Source organism: Mesorhizobium sp. M7A.F.Ca.MR.245.00.0.0 (assembly GCF_003997415.1).
GTDB lineage: Bacteria > Pseudomonadota > Alphaproteobacteria > Rhizobiales > Rhizobiaceae > Mesorhizobium.
Genome location: NZ_RZTE01000008.1, coordinates 140,857 through 156,837 on the forward strand (window position 1 = coordinate 140,857; position 15,981 = coordinate 156,837).

Consider the following 15,981-nt stretch of genomic DNA (forward strand, 5'->3'; position numbering starts at 1 on the left):
CCGGTTCCCCTGATTATATGATAAAGGTGCTCCACTAAAACGGAGGCGCCTCCGTTTAATACGTGGTGGCTGAACCGGCCGGGTTCAAGCCCCCTGACACGATGTGGAGAAAAAATTGGCCAGCGAGCCGTCCGCCATTGCTGAACAGAAGGCCGAGGCCGTAGACGCAAAGCCGTTGCGCGCCGATGCGCGGCGCAACCGCGACCGGCTGGTCGAGGTGGCGGTGTCGGTCTTTGCCGAGCGCGGCATCGATGGCTCGCTGGAGGAGATCGCGCGCCGCGCCGGCGTCGGCATCGGCACGCTCTACCGGCATTTCCCGACGCGCGAGCATCTGGTCGAGGTGGTCTATCGCCGCGAGGTGGAGGCGCTGTGCGCGGCCGCCGGCGAGCTTGCCCAGAAACATCCGTCCGATGTCGCGCTGGAACAGTGGATGCAGCGCTTCGTCGACTACATCGCCACCAAGCGCGGCCTGGCGACCAGCCTGCGCATTGTGCTCACCACCAATTCGACGCTGTTTTCCGACACGTTCGGCCGGGTGTCGCAAGCCTTGCGGCAGCTGGTCGAGGCGGCGGTGGCCGACGGCACCATCCGCGGCGACGTCGACGCTTCCGATGTGCTGCACGCGCTGGGCGGCATCTATTCAGCGCCCGACACCCCCGAATGGCGCGACCGCTCGCGCCGGCTGGTCAAGCTGTTGATGGACGGGTTGCGGTTCGGGGCTGCAAAGGCACAATGAGGTGACGAGATTCCGCCCGTGCAAAACCACACCTGTCGATTTGAGGGGACCCGATGTATGTAGGCCGTTCCTACAAAATAGTGGATTTCGCGCTCTGGTCGCGGCGCAGCGTCATCTACATGGTGGTGGTGAGCGGACTGGCCGTGGCGGCCTACCGTCTTCCAGGCATCGCCGGGTTTTCGGTGCCATGGTCGGTGGTGCTGGTGCTTGGCACCACCGTGTCACTCGTTGCCGGGTTCAAGAATTCGCAGGTGTTCACCCGCAGCAGCGACGCGCTGCAGGCTTTTACGCAAATTACGGCCAGCAGCCGGTTGTGGTCCAATTTCTGCAGGGATTTCCTCGACGCGCCGACGGCCAGACAGCTCATCTATCGCCACATCGCCTGGATGACGGCATTGCGTTTTTCCCTGCGCCGGCCGATGCCATGGGAATCCATGGCGCGGGCCGCCAATATCGAATACCGGCGGCGCTACCGCATCCATGAGGATGCGAGCTCGATCGCCGACGAATTGCGTCCGCTGCTCGCCGAACAGGCCGAGGACGTCCTGAAATCGCCCCAGCCGGCGATAGCCCTGCTCGAACTGCAATCTGTCCAGGTCAATGCGCTGTTCAAGGACACAAAGCTCCCTCCTCAGATCTATGGCGAACTGACCAAGCTGATCCGCGACTTCCATGACCAGCAGGCGCGCTGCGATCGCATCAAGAACAATCCCTATCCCCGGCAATACGCCATCGTCAGTTCGATGTTCGTGATGATCTTCTGCACGCTGTTGCCGTTCGGGGTCGTTCCCGTCTTTGCCGATATGGGCAAATTGGGTGGGGCGCTCGGGTCGATCGCGATCTGGCTGACGATCCCGTTCAGCACGCTGCTGGGCTGGGCTTACATGTCCCTCGACCAGGTCGGCGAAAGCAGCGCCAACCCGTTCGAGGGCAACGCCAACGACGTCCCGATCTCGCAGATTTGCCGCGACATCGAGATCGAGTTGCGCAGCGGGCTCGGCGAGGCCGATCTTCCCAAGCCCCTGATGCCGGTCAACGACATCGCGACCTAGGCAGGATCACGACGAAGGCGCGGACCCGACGGTCCTCTTCATCGTGCTGCTGGCGGAGGCCGCTCAAACGTCGAGGCAGACCTTGCCGAAATGCTTTTGGGTTTCGTAATGCGCGAAGGCGGTGGCGATGTCCTGCAGCGGAAAATGGCGGTCTATGACGGGCTTCAGCCTGATAGTCTCTATCGCCCGGATCATATCCTCCTGGTCGGCCCGGCTGCCGATGGAGATGCCGCTGATGCGGATCTGGTTGGAAAACAGGGCAGGGATAGACACTTCCGCCGCAAAACCGGTCAGGACGCCGACCAGGGCGATGTGACCGCCCGTTCTGCAGGCCGCAATGGACTGCGCCAGCGTGGCGGGTCCGCCGACCTCGATCACGTGATCGACACCGCGTCCGCCCGTCAGATCCCTGGCCTTGCGACCCCAGTCCGGGACGGACTTGTAGTTGATGACGGCGTCGGCTCCGAGGCGCGTGAGCCTTTCCAGCTTCTGCTCGTCGGATGAGGTGGCGATGACCCGGGCGCCGGCGGCTTTGGCGAATTGCAGCGCGAACAGCGATACGCTGCCCGAACCGAGGACCAGCACCGCGTCGCCCGGCTTCACCTTGCCGCACACAACCAGGCCGCGCCAGGCAGTAACGCCCGTGCAGGTGAGCGACGCCGCCTCGACATGCGTATAGCCTGCCGGTGCCTTGGTGAAAGCGTGCGCCGGCATGCAGACATACTCGCTGGCGAAGCCGTCGAAACTGTCTCCCGGAATATCGCGCCGGGTGCAGGGCGTCATGTCACCGCCCAGCCACCAGGGATAGAAGACGCTGACGACTCTGTCTCCGGGCTTGAGTGCATCGACACCGTCGCCGAGGGCAATCACTTCGCCGGCGCCGTCGGAGAGCGGAACGCGGCCGTCGGCGAGAGGCATCTTGCCTTGCACGGCAAAGTCGTCGCGCATGTTCAACGCGCAGGCCCGGATCCTGACCAGAACCTCGCCCGGCCCTGGCTGGGGCGGATCTTCCTCGACCAGGTCGAGATTGCCCAAGCCGCCCGGCGCTCTCAGCCTGACCAGTCTCATTGTCTTCTCCGATGTGTGGGGTGTCTGGAATTGGAATGGTCTAGCGGGCCTGCCGGCCTGAGATCACCCGCAGCCAGGGCGCCAGATGAAAGGCGCTCATCAGCAGATACATCGCGGCCATGCCCGTGAAGGGCGAGGCGTCGATGCCCATGCACTGCATGGCCGCATCGCCGCTGAAGATGCAGGTGAGCAGCGCCATCACGGCGAAAGTCGGTGCCGCGGCAAGGCAAAGCCAGTCGGCCAGCCCGAGGGTTGCGGCTTCCGGGATCGTGCTGCCGGCACCGGTATGGATATCGCTCATCGCCTTAATCCTTGATGATCATGCCAGCCACGACAGGTTCCTCTCTCCACGGAGTGGGGAGAGGAACCCAGACTGAACAACCGTTACTGCTCGCCCTTGTCGCGGAATGCAGCCTCGCCGGCAGCAGACACTTCTTCCCATTTCTTGTCGGCCCCGGCGTCGTAATTGTCGTGCCAGTTCCACCAGGAATAGAGCGGGGTCTGCGGATAGCCTTCGGGCGAATCCTCCCAAATTTCCTGGCGGCCGAGCGGCGTCGCGTCGAGATAGCTCCAGACGGTGCCCATCGCCTCGTCGCCGCGGCTGTTGATGAGATAGGTGCGGAAGATGCGGTCGCCGTCACGGATGAAGACGTTGTGGCCGTGCCATTCGTCGACGCCGAAGTCCTTGTCGAAACTGTCAGTGATTGTGTACCAGGGCATCTGCCAGCCCATCCGCTGCTTCAGCCGCGCAATGTCGGCTTGCGGGGCACGCGAAGCGTAGGCAAGCGTGGTGTTGCGGGCGTTGAGATGGGCGAGGTGGCCGACCTGGTCGGCGCCCAGCGAACAGCCGCGGCAGGCGTGATCGGGCCAGCCATGCACGCCGGGCTCGAAAAAGGCGCGGTAGACGATCAGCTGGCGGCGGCCTTCGAACAGATCGAGCAGGCTCGCTCTGCCGTTCGGCCCCTCGAACACATAGGCCTTGTCGACTTCCATCCACGGCATGCGCCGGCGCTCGGCGGCCAATGCGTCCTTGGCCCGCAGCGTTGCCTTTTCCTTCACCAGCATCTGTTCGCGGGCGGCTTCCCAGTCCTGCCTCGAAACGATCGGCGGGGTCTTCATTGCGATGTGCTTGGTCATTGGTCGTCTCCTTTGCCAGTCTGTTGTCGCTTGCTGTCAGCCAGAATAGGGCGGTGAAGCGCGGGGGTGGGAGTTACAAGTGTGACGGGATTTGCAGGAGCCGGCCCGTCGCAGCAGGGGTGGCGCATCCTCACGGTGCCTTCGGCCGCGTCATGGAGAGGAGTGTCGGTTGGCATTGTCGGTTCTCCCTTGGCGTGCCGCACGTTGCCGATAGAGTTGGCCGATGCGGCTTGCCGGTTCATGGTACGGATTTAAGTTAGGGCGGCGACGCACAAGGGTGGGAGTTACAAGTGTGACGGGATTTGAATGGATTCGCTGATCACCGCCGCGGCGCTGGCGCTGGCCGGAGGCGATCCGCTCGGCGCGCTGGATCGCGTCGCCCTGCGCGAGGATCCGCCGGCGCTGGCGCTGCGCGGCATTGCCATGGCGCAACTTGGCGATCTTGATCGCGCCAAGGCGCTGCTGCGACGGGCCGCGCGTGGCTTCGGCCCGAAAGAGGCGGTTGCGCGTGCGAGATGCGTCGTTGCCGAGGCCGAGATCGCGCTGGTCTCACGCGATCTCGGCTGGCCGGCCAAGGCTTTGGATGCGGCGCGGGCGACGCTGGAAAAGCATGGCGACCGGCTGAACGCAGCGCATGCCGGCCACCTCAAGGTGCGCCGCCTGCTATTGATCGGCCGTCTCGACGAGGCCGAAGACGTGCTGGGCGGGCTCGATCCGATGCCGCTTCCGCCGGCCTCGCGCGCCGCCCACGAGCTGGCCGTCGCCGGCATCGCGATGCGGCGCCTCAAGACGAAGCGGGCGCGCAGGGCGTTGGAGTGGGCACGCCACGCCGCCCGCCAGGCCGGCATTGCGGGGCTCATCGCTGAAGTCGATCGCGCATTCCTGGCGCTGGACACGCCGGCGGCGCGGCTGATCGCGGCTGGCGAGCAGCGCCCGTTGCTGCTTGAGGACGTCGAGGCGTTGCAAGCGTCGCCGGCATTGCTGGTCGATAGCTTTCGCTATGCCGTGCGCCAACAGGAGAAAACGGTCTCGCTGGCAACGCGCCCGGTGCTGTTTGCGCTGGCCCGTACGCTCGCCGAAGCGTGGCCAGGCGATGTGTCGAGGGCGAGGCTGATCGCGCAAGCCTTCGGCGGCAGGCACGCCGATGAATCGCACCGGGCACGGCTGCGGGTCGAGATCGGCCGGCTGCGCACCGAATTGCGCGGCCTGGCCGACATCGGCGCGACCAGCCAGGGCTTCGCGCTGGCGCCGCGCCAGGCACGCGAGGTGCTGGTGCTGGCGCGGCCGATCGAGGAGCGGCACGCGGCGGTGCTGGCTTTCCTTGCCGATGGTGAATCCTGGGCGAGTTCGGCGTTGGCGCTGGCGCTCGGCACCGGGCAGCGCAGCGTACAGCGGGCGCTGGAGCAGCTTGGCGAGGCCGGCAAGGTGCAGTTTTTCGGTCACAGCCGGGCGCGCCGCTGGATGACGCCGCCGGTGGCGGGATTCACGACCACCTTGTTACTCCCGGCGCCGCTGCCGAGTGGTTAGTAAGGGACATCAGACCATCTCAGTGAGGACAAGGACATGAAACAGTCAGCGGCCGAAATTCTGCGCGAATACGGACCCTTTCCAGATGTGGAGAGGGTGCATGGGGTGAGTTTTGACGGCAACAATGTCTGGTTCGCCTCGGGCGAGAAGCTGAACGCCTTCGACCCGGAAAACGGCCAAGCGCTGCGCTCGATCGACGTCGCGGCGCATGCCGGCACCGCCTGGGACGGCCAGCACTTCTTCCAGCTTGCCGACGACCTGATACAGAAGATCGACCCTGATACCGGCCAGGTGCTGGCGACCATTCCGGCGCCGGGCGGCGGCGGCGATTCCGGGCTGACCTGGGCCGAAGGGACGCTCTGGGTGGGGCAATATCGCGAACGCAAGATCCACCAGATAGACCCGGAGACAGGGGCGATCCTGCGCACCATCGAATCCAACCGTTTCGTCACCGGGGTGACATGGGTCGAGGGCGAGCTGTGGCACGCCACCTGGGAAGGCGACCAGAGCGACCTGCGCCGCGTCGACCCGCGATCAGGCAAGGTTCTCGAGAAGCTCGACATGCCGGCCGGCATGGGCGTGTCGGGGCTGGAATCCGATGGCGGCGACCGCCTCTATTGCGGCAGCACATCCGCCGGGGTGGTGAGGGCGGTGCGCCGGCCACGGTGAGGATGCGGCCGACGCCGAAAGTCACACTTGCAGGCGCACTTCACACGGCAATTTGTCCGCTGTCGGCTGGTCGTCGCATCCTGTCGGACCTAGATAGGCTGTGCTCCGGGCAGACCGCCCGGACCCGATTTGCAAAGGATCCCCCCATGCCTGAACAGCCCATCATGCCCGAACAGATTGCATTGAACGACGGCTCCGCCATTCCCCAGCTCGGCCTTGGCGTGTGGCAGGTCGACCAGGATATTACCGCCGAGGTGGTGGGTTGGGGCATCGAGGCCGGCTATCGTCTGATCGACACCGCCGAAGGCTACCAGAACGAGGAAGGGGTCGGAGAGGCGATCCGCAGCGCCGGCGTGTCGCGGGCTGAGCTGTTCATCACCTCGAAACTGCGCAACGGCGCACACCAGCGCGATGCGGCGCTACGCGCCTTCGATGACACCATGGCCAAGCTGGGCATTGAGCAGATCGACCTGTTCCTGATCCACTGGCCTGTGCCCAACCAGGACAAATATGTCGAGGCCTGGAAGACGCTGGTCGAACTCCGGCAGGCCGGCCGCATCAAGTCGATCGGCGTTTCGAACTTCAACCAGGACCATCTGGAGCGGATCATCGCGGAAACCGGCGTGACGCCCGTCGTCAACCAGATCGAGTTGCATCCCCAGTTCCAGCAGCGCGGTGTCAGGGACTTTCACGCCAAGCACGACATCCGTATCGAAAGCTGGAGCCCGTTGGGCAGCGGCCGGCTGCTCGGCGATCCCACCATTTCAGGCATCGCCAAAAAACATGGCAAGTCCGTCGCCCAGGCGATCATCCGCTGGCATCTCCAAGAGGGGCTGATCGTCATTCCAAAGTCGATCCGCAGGGACCGCATCGCCGCCAATTTCGATGTCTTCGATTTTGAACTGGATGCCCAGGACCTGCAGACGATCCGCGGCATGGATTCGCCCGAAGGCCGCAACGGGCCCAACCCCGCCACGGCCGCGTTCCTGTTCTGAGGACTGCCGACCGCGAAGCTGCCGATCTCCCGCACGAGGGGGAGATTGGCCAATCTCCGGCCTCTCCGCGCGCTTAAATCCCGGACCCATCCAGCTGCTGGGCGTCTTCGCCTTCCCAGGGCGCTGGCATGGACGCACGGCTGATGTTTGCCGTCGGCAACGGCATCCAGCACTTCAGTTCCGGGTCGGCATATTCGATGACGCGCCCGGGCGAGGAGTCCGACGCGCGCCAGCCTTCCGAGGCGAACTGGTCAGCACGCGACCAATAGGCAAGGTCTACTTCCGCCGGTCCCTGTTCGGACGGACGCACCGTGACCAGGATGCGGCTGCCATCCTTCGGCGCCGTCGACATGTGGCGCCACCGTTCGGGCTCGTCCATCGCATTCCTCCTCGCACTCGTAGCGTTGGGTGGAGTGTCGCCTCGTGGTCCGAAGGGGTCAACCCAAAGTTTGCGCCAGGCATCGGCTGATGACCCCTCCAGGCGGTGCCTGCACAGTTGTGCGCAACACGCCGCAGGCGGTCATCCACGCTCGACGGGCTGTGACCCAGTTGATAAGCCCGTCTGCGAAAGGAGCGCCTGAGTCGAGATGACCGTTGCGATCGAGATGGGACAGACGACCGCGGGCGCCCCGGCGAAGCTGGATCTTGAGGAACTGCTCGCGACTCGCCTTTTGGTGCAGGGCAATTCAGGCTCCGGCAAGTCGCATCTGCTGCGGCGCCTGCTGGAGCAGAGCGCACCCTGGGTGCAGCAGACCATCATCGATCCCGAGGGCGACTTCGTCTCGCTGGGCGACCGTTACGGCCATCTGGTGATCGATGCCGAGCAGCATACCGAGCGCGGCCTGCAGGCGGCCGGCGAGCGGGCGCGCATGCATCGCGTCTCCACCGTGCTCAATCTCGAAGGGCTCGACGCCGAGAACCAGATGCGGCGTGCCGCCGCCTTCCTCGGCGGGCTGTTCGAGGTCGCCCGTGACCACTGGTACCCAATGCTGGTGGTGGTGGACGAGGCGCAGCTGTTCGCGCCGGCGGTGGCCGGAGAGGTGTCGGACGAAGCGCGAAAGCTCTCGCTCGGCGCCATGACCAATTTGATGTGTCGTGGCCGCAAGCGCGGGCTGGCCGGCATCATTGCCACCCAGCGGCTGGCCAAGCTCGCCAAGAACGTCGCCGCCGAGGCGTCCAATTTTCTCATGGGCCGCACCTTCCTCGATATCGACATGGCGCGTGCCGCCGATCTTTTGGGCATGGAGCGACGCCAGGCGGAAGCGTTCCGCGATCTGGAACGCGGGCAGTTCATGGCGCTCGGCCCGGCCCTGTCGCGCCGTCCGCTGGGGCTGCGCATCGGCCCGACCGACACCAGCCCGCGCAACGGCACGCCGCGGCTCATGGCAATGCCGGAATCCGCGCTGGAAGACGCACGCGCGATCATCCTGGCGGCGCCGCCACCCGAGACGGTGCGCACGCCGCGCCGCCCGGCGTCGCCGGACCTGCTCGACCAGCTGATGGCGGCCAAATCGGCGGCACTGGAAATGCGCCCCGAGCCGGCGGAGCCGCAAATCAGCGCCGAGGATCTGGCCGAGCGTCGTGAACGCGTCGACCGTGTGCTGCGCGCCATCCTGGCGCAGCCCGATGCGGGTTTTCGCGTGATTGGCGTTCTCTATCAGGAGTTCGTAGTCCGCTGCCGCATCGAAGGCCTGGCCTCGGTCGTGCCTGACCTCCCGGAGTTCCGCCGCATGCTGACGCGCGCCCGTGCCGGCCTTGGTTCCGAGACGACGCAGGATGACGCGTGGCGGGACGTTTCCGTCCGCGCGTCGCTGCTGCCCGACGACATGCAGGGCGTATTCATGATGATCGCCCGTGCGGCGAAAGAGGGCTGGCCGTGCCCGAGCGATGCCGCGATCGCCCGCGCCTACGGCTCGCACTCGCTGCGCCGCGCCCGGCGCCTCTTGACCTATATCGAGGAGCAGGGCCTCATCGTTTGCCAACTCGACGGGACAGGCCGGCGCACCGTGACGCTGGTCGAATTGGCCTGGGCCACCGCACCGGGAGATCCGAATGCCGAGGAGGTGGAGCAGGGGAGCCTGGCGCTGTGAGGCGGCGCGGGTGCTTTGAGCGAATGGGGCGATAGGCTTTTTCAGTCACCCTCATCGCGACCAACTTCTGACGGCAACGGTGCCGACGCGAAATGCGTCATGCAGGGCGCATGCGTTTCGATGGCGCTCACCGGTTCGCCCCGATCACCCACTGTTCCTGGTCGACGAGCGTGCCGGTCATCGGCCCGGCAGCATCCGAAAGCAGGAAGACGGCGAGGTTGGCGATGTCGCTCGTCGAGAACAGGCGGCCGAAGGGTTGCGAGGCGTTGGCGGCATCGAGCCAGCCCGGCCCGTTGCCCAGCGTGTCGGCCTGCATGACACGTTCGGCCGGCGTGTCGGTCCAGCCGACATTGATGCCGTTGACGCGGATGCGATTGAAGCGATGGGCGTTGGCGGCGTTTTTGGTCAGCGTGGCCAGCGCGCCCTTGCTGGCGGAATAGACGGCGAGTTCCGGCGAGCCGCAATGGGCGTTGATCGACAGGATGTTGACGATGGCGCCGCCCTGGCCACGCTTCTTCATGTCGGCGATGGCCGCCTGCATGAGGAAGAAGGGTGCCCGCGCGTTGACCGCAAACAGCGAGGCCCAGCCGTCGAGATCGGCGTCGAGGAACGAAGCCCGGTCGGTCAGCCCTGCGGCGTTGACCAGCGCATCGATGCGGCCGAAGCGCTCGATGCAGGCTTGCGCCAAAAGGGCAGGGGCCGCCGGGTCGGCGAGGTCCGCGGCGACGAAGACCGTCGGCGTGCCGAGCCGCGAAAGCTCTTCCGCCACGGCATCGCCGCGGGTCTTCTCGCGCCCGGTGACGAGCAGGCCGCCGGCGCCGCAGCGCGCCAGCGTCTCGGCGATGGCGCGGCCGATGCCTTGCGTCGAGCCGGTGACCAGCGCCACCTTGCCGTTGAGCTGAAGCTCCATTCCTCTTCCCCACCTCGCATCGGGTTTTAGGCTAGCGCGGCAGGATCGTTTTACAACATGGAAATTGGAAATCCTGGAGCGGAGATTGTTGGCGCTGCGTGGGGCCGGCAGGAGCCTGCTCCAACGTCGTCGCTCCCAACGTTGTCGCTCCGGGGGGCGAAGCAGGAGCGGAGTCCGTCCCAAAGACCTCTAGTGGACCGTGATGATGCCCTCGACGGCTCGCCATTCCGAAGGCCGGATGAGCCGGTGATGAGCAACGCGGACCGAGTGCAGCGGACCGTCGAGTTCGCGCTCCCAATATTGGAGAAAGCCCTTGAGTTCGGGAAAGGCCGGAGCGAGATCATAGTCCTGCCAGACATAGAGCTGAAGCAGGCTCGGATGATCAGGCAGGTGATAGTGGATTTCGGCCGTCGTCAGGCCATAACCTTCCATTTGCAGGCGGAATTCGCTGCTGACCGTATCGGCCATGTCTTTCTCCTTCTCTCTCCGTTCAGGCCTCCAGCCCGCGACGTCCGTATTGAACTCGCCCGATGCCATGCCGGGACGATCGGTTCCTCTTCAAACAACGTCGCGAGAAGCTCGGGGGTTCCGAAAATAGCCGCGCCATAACAGTGCGTTGGCGCCCTTTCTGGTCGAATGGAAAAATTTTTTCGCCGGTCTCTTGAAACCGAAAAACGGCAAAACTAGCTCGATATGCGCCGCGATGCCGAAGAAGGGTCGGGGCGTTCCGCACCGGTCCGATATTGCCGGTTCGGTGCGGAGGAACCTCAAAAACCTGTTTGTCCACGAGGAGAACGACATGGCGTTCCGTCCATTGCATGACCGTATTCTGGTCCGCCGCCTTGAAGCCGAGGAGAAGACCTCCGGCGGCATCATCATCCCCGATACCGCAAAGGAAAAACCGCAGGAAGGTGAAGTGCTCGCCGTCGGTCCCGGCGCGCGCGACGACAGCGGCAAGCTTGTCGAACTCGATGTCAAGGTCGGCGACCGCATCCTGTTCGGCAAATGGTCCGGCACCGAAATCAAACTCGACGGCGAGGACCTGCTCATCATGAAGGAAAGCGACGTGATGGGTGTCATCGATGAGATCGCCGAAGTGAAGAAGGCCGCCTGACGGCTTCTTCGTATCCATCCAGTCAACGAATGCTGCCTAGATAAAGGAGTGATCCAATGGCTGCCAAAGAAGTGAAATTCCATACCGAAGCGCGCGAGAAGATGCTGCGCGGCGTCGACATCCTTGCCAATGCGGTGAAGGTGACGCTCGGTCCCAAGGGGCGCAATGTCGTCATCGACAAGTCGTTCGGCGCTCCGCGCATCACCAAGGACGGCGTCACCGTGGCCAAGGAAATCGAGCTTGAAGACAAGTTCGAGAATATGGGCGCCCAGATGGTGCGCGAAGTGGCTTCCAAGACCAACGACCTTGCCGGCGACGGCACGACGACCGCAACGGTGCTTGCACAGGCGATCGTCAGGGAAGGGGCCAAGGCGGTTGCCTCGGGCATGAACCCGATGGATTTGAAGCGCGGCATCGACAAGGCGGTCGATGCGGTGGTCGCCGAACTGAAGACCAATGCCCGCAAGGTCACCCGAAACGACGAGATCGCGCAGGTAGGCACCATCTCCGCCAATGGCGATGCCGAGATCGGCCGTTTCCTCGCCGAGGCAATGGAGAAGGTCGGCAATGAAGGTGTCATCACGGTGGAGGAGGCCAAGACCGCCGAGACCGAACTCGAAGTCGTGGAAGGCATGCAGTTCGACCGCGGCTATCTCTCGCCCTATTTCATCACCAACCAGGACAAGATGCGCGTCGAACTCGATGAGCCTTATGTGCTGATCCACGAGAAGAAGCTCTCCAACCTGCAAGCGATGCTGCCCGTGCTTGAAGCCGTGGTGCAGTCGGGCAAGCCGCTCTTGATCATCGCCGAGGATGTGGAAGGCGAGGCGCTGGCGACGCTGGTCGTCAACAAGCTGCGCGGCGGCCTCAAGGTCGCGGCCGTCAAGGCGCCGGGCTTCGGCGACCGCCGCAAGGCCATGCTGGAAGACATCGCCATTCTCACCGGCGGCACCGCGATCTCGGAAGATCTCGGCATCAAGCTGGAAAACGTGACGCTGCAGATGCTGGGCCGCGCCAAGAAAGTGGTAATCGAGAAGGAAAACACCACCATCGTCGACGGTGTCGGCCGCAAGGAAGAGATCCAGGGCCGTGTCGCGCAGATCAAGGCGCAGATCGAGGAGACCACCTCCGACTACGACCGCGAGAAGCTGCAGGAGCGGCTGGCCAAACTCGCCGGCGGCGTTGCGGTGATCCGGGTCGGCGGCTCGACCGAGGTCGAGGTCAAGGAGCGCAAGGACCGCGTCGACGATGCGCTGCATGCGACCCGCGCGGCCGTCGAGGAGGGCGTGCTGCCTGGCGGCGGTGTCGCGCTGCTGCGGGCAGCCAAGGCGCTCGATGCCGTGCAGACCGACAATGCGGACCAGAAGACTGGCGTCGATATCGTGCGCCGTGCCATCGAAACGCCGGTCCGGCAGATCGCCGAGAATGCCGGCGCCGAAGGCTCGATTATCGTCGGCAAGCTGCGCGAGAAAAGCGAATTCGGCTGGGGCTGGAACGCCCAGACCAACGAATTCGGCGATCTCTACGGCCAGGGCGTCATCGACCCGGCCAAGGTGGTGCGCACCGCTCTCCAGGACGCGGCATCGGTCGCCGGCCTGCTGGTGACCACGGAGGCGATGGTGGCCGAGAAGCCGAAGAAGGAAGCCGCCGCCCCGGCAATGCCCGCCGGCGCCGGTATGGACTTCTGAGGTCACGGCCAAATCCGCCCGCTTCCCTGGCGGGGAGCGGGCGTCATCCGAAGAGAAAGTGGAGGTAAAGATGGATGCAATGGCTGGCCTCGGATCCGTACCGGCTCCTACGCACCAAGCGAAGGAATTCCTGGCCTATGAAACAGAATGCAGGAACGTGCTGAAGCCGCTGCTGGCAGGGCTGCTCGACATGGCTGAAGCTGCCGGCTGGAACCGGCGAACGGCCGCATCGGCACTGATGTTCCTTGCCGCGCAGCAAGTGTCGGCAACATCCGAGGTATCCGCCGGCAGCGGTTGAATGGGAATCGGCCAGTCCATTCACCTATCCGCGGCGGGCCGCGCTCCCGGTGCTCGGCCCGCTACAGGCACAATCGAGAGGAGGCACAAGCCATGAATCGCGGGCAATTTGAGGAATCGGTCACCCTTCTGGTCGGAATGGGCTTTCCGAGGAAGATCGACAGCGTGATGGAAGCTTACGCACTGCTGCAGGACTGGCCGAGCGCCGGCCGCAACGGCGCCCATGCCGTCGCGCTCAACGCTTGCAAGGCGGGCATCGTCGGCGAGATCGATCCGGAGACGGTGCGAGCCACGCTGGTCAGCTTCGCGCGCCGCCATGACATATTGGTGCCTGACATGGTTACGCCGCTCGCGACGGCGGCCGGTGGTGCGCTGCGCACGAGGTGAACTGACGATGCGGCGCTGCACAGCGCCTGAAGACCATGGCCTTGCGATAAGCCAGGCGAACACGGAGACGCCGGAATTCCTGTCCCAGGCGGCAGCATTCTCGTTGGTCAATTGAGCGAACGCGTCAGCAAGACTGACCTGTTCTGCCCGAATAGCGCTTCTGAGCGCCGCCTCCCGGTTAAAAAAGTATCATCCGTTGTCTTGAATCGTGGTGGCGCCTGTTGTCATGAGCCGGTACCTTGGCTCTTGAAATGCAGAGCCGAAACCAATTCGGCCGGTTTAGGGAATTGGGCCGAACGCGGCAGATATCCGTGCCGGCCCGGGAGGAAACGGACATGGAACCGGACCTGGAAGTTGTCCAGATACGACGCGGTGAGTCCTTCAAGGCGTGGTCGCACGGCTACCCCTTCCACACGGTGCGCTGGCATTTCCATCCCGAATATGAACTGCATCAGGTGATCTTCACCAACGGCCGCTATTTCGTCGGCGACTTCATCGGCGAGTTCGAGCCGGGCAATCTGGTGCTGACGGGCCCAAACCTGCCGCACAATTGGGTCAGCGATATCCCCAGGGACAGTTCGATCCCGCTGCGTGGCCGCATCATCCAGTTTTCCGAAAGTTTCATCGGCGATGCCATGCATGTGCTGCCGGAGTTGGCGGGGCTCACGGCTCTGCTCGAGGCGTCACGTCGCGGCGTGCTGTTTTCCAGCCGCACCAGCAAGGCGCTGGCGCCGCTGATGGAAGAGATGATGCAGGCGCAAGGCGTGCGCCGCATCGAGCTGTTCATGATGATCGCCGGCCTGCTCAGCCGCGCCCAGGAATTCCAGCTTTTGGCCAGCGCCAGCTACCGGCCCGATCCCTCCGGCTACATGACCGCCGGCATGAACAAGGCACTCGCCTATATCAGGGAGAACCTGACGCAGTTGTTCGACGAGGCGGATCTCGCCGCCATCGCCGGCCAGTCGACCGGCGCTTTCTCACGTTCGTTTCGCCGTCACACCGGCATGTCGCTGGTGCAGTATGTGAAGCGGCTGCGCATCAACCTCGCCTGCCAGATCCTGATGAGCGACGAGCAGGCCTCGATCACCGACATCTGCTACGAGGTCGGATTCAACAATCTGTCCAATTTCAACCGGCAGTTCCTGGCGGAGAAGGGCATGCCGCCCTCGCGCTTCAGGCGCCTGCTGGCCGACAACATCAACGCGGGAAAAGCCGCTTAACGGAGGAGCCAGGGAGGAACCAAGGGAGGATTTTTCTTTTGCATGACGACGTGAGCCGCGTGGAGCGGTTCGCGATGGAGAACGCTTGTCTCGAATTCCTCCGTCGGCGGAGGTTGTCGGCGCGGCTCGAAAGGCCGGCGCCGGGTCCCGGTTCCCAATGCAGTTTGGGCGAGGGCGGATGGGTGTCTTCAGACCAAAGCAGTCAACGACCTTCTTACAACCATATCCAGAAACGGAGAAGACCGAATGACCAAACTTTCATCTTCATTGAAGTCCGCCGGCAAGTCCGCCGGCGTGGCAGCCCTTGCGCTGTCGCTGCTGGCCGGCACCGCCGCTATCGCCAGGGCCGCCGAAGTCACCGACGCCACCGTCGCCTTCCTGATGCCCGACCAGGCCTCGACCCGCTACGAGCAGCATGATTATCCCGGCTTCGCCGCCGAGATGAAGAAGCTGTGCCCGGGCTGCAAGGTGCTCTACCAGAATGCCGATGCCGACGCCTCGCGCCAGCAGCAGCAGTTCAACTCGGTGATCTCGCAGGGCGCCAAGGCGATCGTGCTCGACCCGGTCGACTCGACCGCCGCCGCCTCGCTGGTCAAGCTGGCGCAGAGCCAGGGCATCAAGGTCATCGCCTACGACCGGCCGATCCCGACCGCGCCGGCCGATTTCTATGTGTCGTTCAACAATGAAGGCATCGGCAAGGCCATCGCCGACTCGCTGGTCGAGCACCTGAAGGCGCTGAAGGTCGATCCGGCCAGCGGCGGCGTGCTGCAGATCAACGGCTCGCCGACCGACGCGGCGGCCGGCCTGATCAAGAAGGGCATCCATGCCGGCCTCGACAATAGCGGCTACAAGATCCTGGCCGAATACGACACGCCGGAATGGGCGCCGCCGAAGGCGCAGCAATGGGCCGGCGGCCAGATCACCCGCTTCGGACCAAAAATCCTCGGCGTGGTTGCGGCCAATGACGGCACCGGCGGCGGCGCGATCGCGGCCTTCAAGGCGGCCGGCGTCGATCCGGTGCCGCCGGTGACCGGCAATGACGCGACGATCGCGGCCTTGCAGCTGATCATCGCCGGCGACCAGTACAACAC

Annotated in this window: 18 protein-coding genes; 12 read left to right on the forward strand and 6 right to left on the reverse strand. The window is 64.6% G+C overall.

Going from position 1 to position 15,981, the window contains the following annotated elements:
- Window positions 1–115 precede the first annotated feature (115 nt).
- Both EOB80_RS12000 and EOB80_RS12005 read left to right on the forward strand, forming a co-directional pair.
- Window positions 116–736 (forward strand): TetR/AcrR family transcriptional regulator, encoded by a 621-nt coding sequence (locus tag EOB80_RS12000; protein WP_127327753.1) that lies wholly within the window; start codon window positions 116–118, stop codon window positions 734–736.
- A 53-nt stretch (window positions 737–789) separates the two neighbouring features.
- Window positions 790–1,788, forward strand: coding sequence for a bestrophin family ion channel (locus tag EOB80_RS12005; protein WP_127327754.1), 999 nt, complete (start codon window positions 790–792; stop codon window positions 1,786–1,788).
- Between the two features lie 63 nt (window positions 1,789–1,851).
- Here EOB80_RS12005 and EOB80_RS12010 read toward each other — a convergent pair whose 3' ends face one another.
- The 3 genes from EOB80_RS12010 to EOB80_RS12020 all read right to left on the reverse strand — a co-directional run bounded on the left by EOB80_RS12010 (window position 1,852) and on the right by EOB80_RS12020 (window position 3,993).
- Complete coding sequence (locus EOB80_RS12010; protein WP_127327755.1) at window positions 1,852–2,856, reverse strand: NAD(P)-dependent alcohol dehydrogenase; 1,005 nt, start codon at window positions 2,854–2,856, stop codon at window positions 1,852–1,854.
- 40 nt (window positions 2,857–2,896) lie between these two features.
- The gene (locus tag EOB80_RS12015) at window positions 2,897–3,157 is read right to left on the reverse strand and encodes a hypothetical protein (protein WP_127327756.1); all 261 of its coding nucleotides are present in this window, start codon (window positions 3,155–3,157) and stop codon (window positions 2,897–2,899) included.
- 83 nt (window positions 3,158–3,240) lie between these two features.
- The gene (locus tag EOB80_RS12020; protein ID WP_013530710.1) at window positions 3,241–3,993 is read right to left on the reverse strand and encodes a thioredoxin family protein; all 753 of its coding nucleotides are present in this window, start codon (window positions 3,991–3,993) and stop codon (window positions 3,241–3,243) included.
- A gap of 306 nt (window positions 3,994–4,299) precedes the next feature.
- Between EOB80_RS12020 and EOB80_RS12025 the strand changes: the two genes are divergently transcribed.
- The 3 genes from EOB80_RS12025 to EOB80_RS12035 all read left to right on the forward strand — a co-directional run bounded on the left by EOB80_RS12025 (window position 4,300) and on the right by EOB80_RS12035 (window position 7,184).
- Window positions 4,300–5,520 (forward strand): helix-turn-helix domain-containing protein, encoded by a 1,221-nt coding sequence (locus EOB80_RS12025; protein ID WP_127327757.1) that lies wholly within the window; start codon window positions 4,300–4,302, stop codon window positions 5,518–5,520.
- 36 nt (window positions 5,521–5,556) lie between these two features.
- A complete protein-coding gene (locus EOB80_RS12030) occupies window positions 5,557–6,189 on the forward strand; it encodes a PQQ-binding-like beta-propeller repeat protein (protein ID WP_127267443.1) in 633 nt (210 codons plus the stop codon).
- Between the two features lie 146 nt (window positions 6,190–6,335).
- The gene (locus tag EOB80_RS12035; RefSeq protein ID WP_127327758.1) at window positions 6,336–7,184 is read left to right on the forward strand and encodes an aldo/keto reductase; all 849 of its coding nucleotides are present in this window, start codon (window positions 6,336–6,338) and stop codon (window positions 7,182–7,184) included.
- Between the two features lie 73 nt (window positions 7,185–7,257).
- On the opposite strand, the gene EOB80_RS12040 is transcribed toward EOB80_RS12035, so the two are convergent.
- On the reverse strand, window positions 7,258–7,563 hold the full coding sequence (locus EOB80_RS12040; protein ID WP_127320451.1) for a hypothetical protein: 306 nt from the start codon (window positions 7,561–7,563) through the stop codon (window positions 7,258–7,260).
- Window positions 7,564–7,771: 208 nt separating this feature from the next.
- On the opposite strand from EOB80_RS12040, the gene EOB80_RS12045 reads away from it, so the two are divergent.
- Window positions 7,772–9,274 (forward strand): ATP-binding protein, encoded by a 1,503-nt coding sequence (locus EOB80_RS12045; RefSeq protein ID WP_127297074.1) that lies wholly within the window; start codon window positions 7,772–7,774, stop codon window positions 9,272–9,274.
- 127 nt (window positions 9,275–9,401) lie between these two features.
- Here EOB80_RS12045 and EOB80_RS12050 read toward each other — a convergent pair whose 3' ends face one another.
- Together EOB80_RS12050 and EOB80_RS12055 are read right to left on the reverse strand one after the other, a co-directional pair.
- Window positions 9,402–10,184, reverse strand: coding sequence for an SDR family oxidoreductase (locus EOB80_RS12050; RefSeq protein ID WP_127327759.1), 783 nt, complete (start codon window positions 10,182–10,184; stop codon window positions 9,402–9,404).
- A gap of 189 nt (window positions 10,185–10,373) precedes the next feature.
- Entirely contained in the window at window positions 10,374–10,652 is a 279-nt protein-coding gene (locus EOB80_RS12055; RefSeq protein WP_127320453.1) for an usg protein, read from the reverse strand.
- Between the two features lie 331 nt (window positions 10,653–10,983).
- Here EOB80_RS12055 and groES point away from each other — a divergent pair, with 331 nt between their 5' ends.
- The 6 genes from groES to EOB80_RS12085 form a co-directional block, all read left to right on the forward strand.
- On the forward strand, window positions 10,984–11,298 hold the full coding sequence (groES, locus tag EOB80_RS12060) for a co-chaperone GroES (protein ID WP_127255658.1): 315 nt from the start codon (window positions 10,984–10,986) through the stop codon (window positions 11,296–11,298).
- 56 nt (window positions 11,299–11,354) lie between these two features.
- A complete protein-coding gene (groL, locus tag EOB80_RS12065; protein ID WP_127301758.1) occupies window positions 11,355–12,986 on the forward strand; it encodes a chaperonin GroEL in 1,632 nt (543 codons plus the stop codon).
- A gap of 70 nt (window positions 12,987–13,056) precedes the next feature.
- A complete protein-coding gene (locus tag EOB80_RS12070; protein ID WP_013530720.1) occupies window positions 13,057–13,284 on the forward strand; it encodes a hypothetical protein in 228 nt (75 codons plus the stop codon).
- A 92-nt stretch (window positions 13,285–13,376) separates the two neighbouring features.
- Window positions 13,377–13,670, forward strand: a complete 294-nt coding sequence (locus tag EOB80_RS12075; protein WP_127327760.1) for a DUF982 domain-containing protein — start codon at window positions 13,377–13,379, stop codon at window positions 13,668–13,670.
- Between the two features lie 335 nt (window positions 13,671–14,005).
- Window positions 14,006–14,890 (forward strand): AraC family transcriptional regulator, encoded by an 885-nt coding sequence (locus tag EOB80_RS12080; protein WP_127327761.1) that lies wholly within the window; start codon window positions 14,006–14,008, stop codon window positions 14,888–14,890.
- A gap of 246 nt (window positions 14,891–15,136) precedes the next feature.
- Window positions 15,137–15,981, forward strand: an 845-nt coding sequence (locus EOB80_RS12085) for a sugar ABC transporter substrate-binding protein (protein ID WP_164761709.1), incomplete at its 3' end; no start/stop codon positions are given.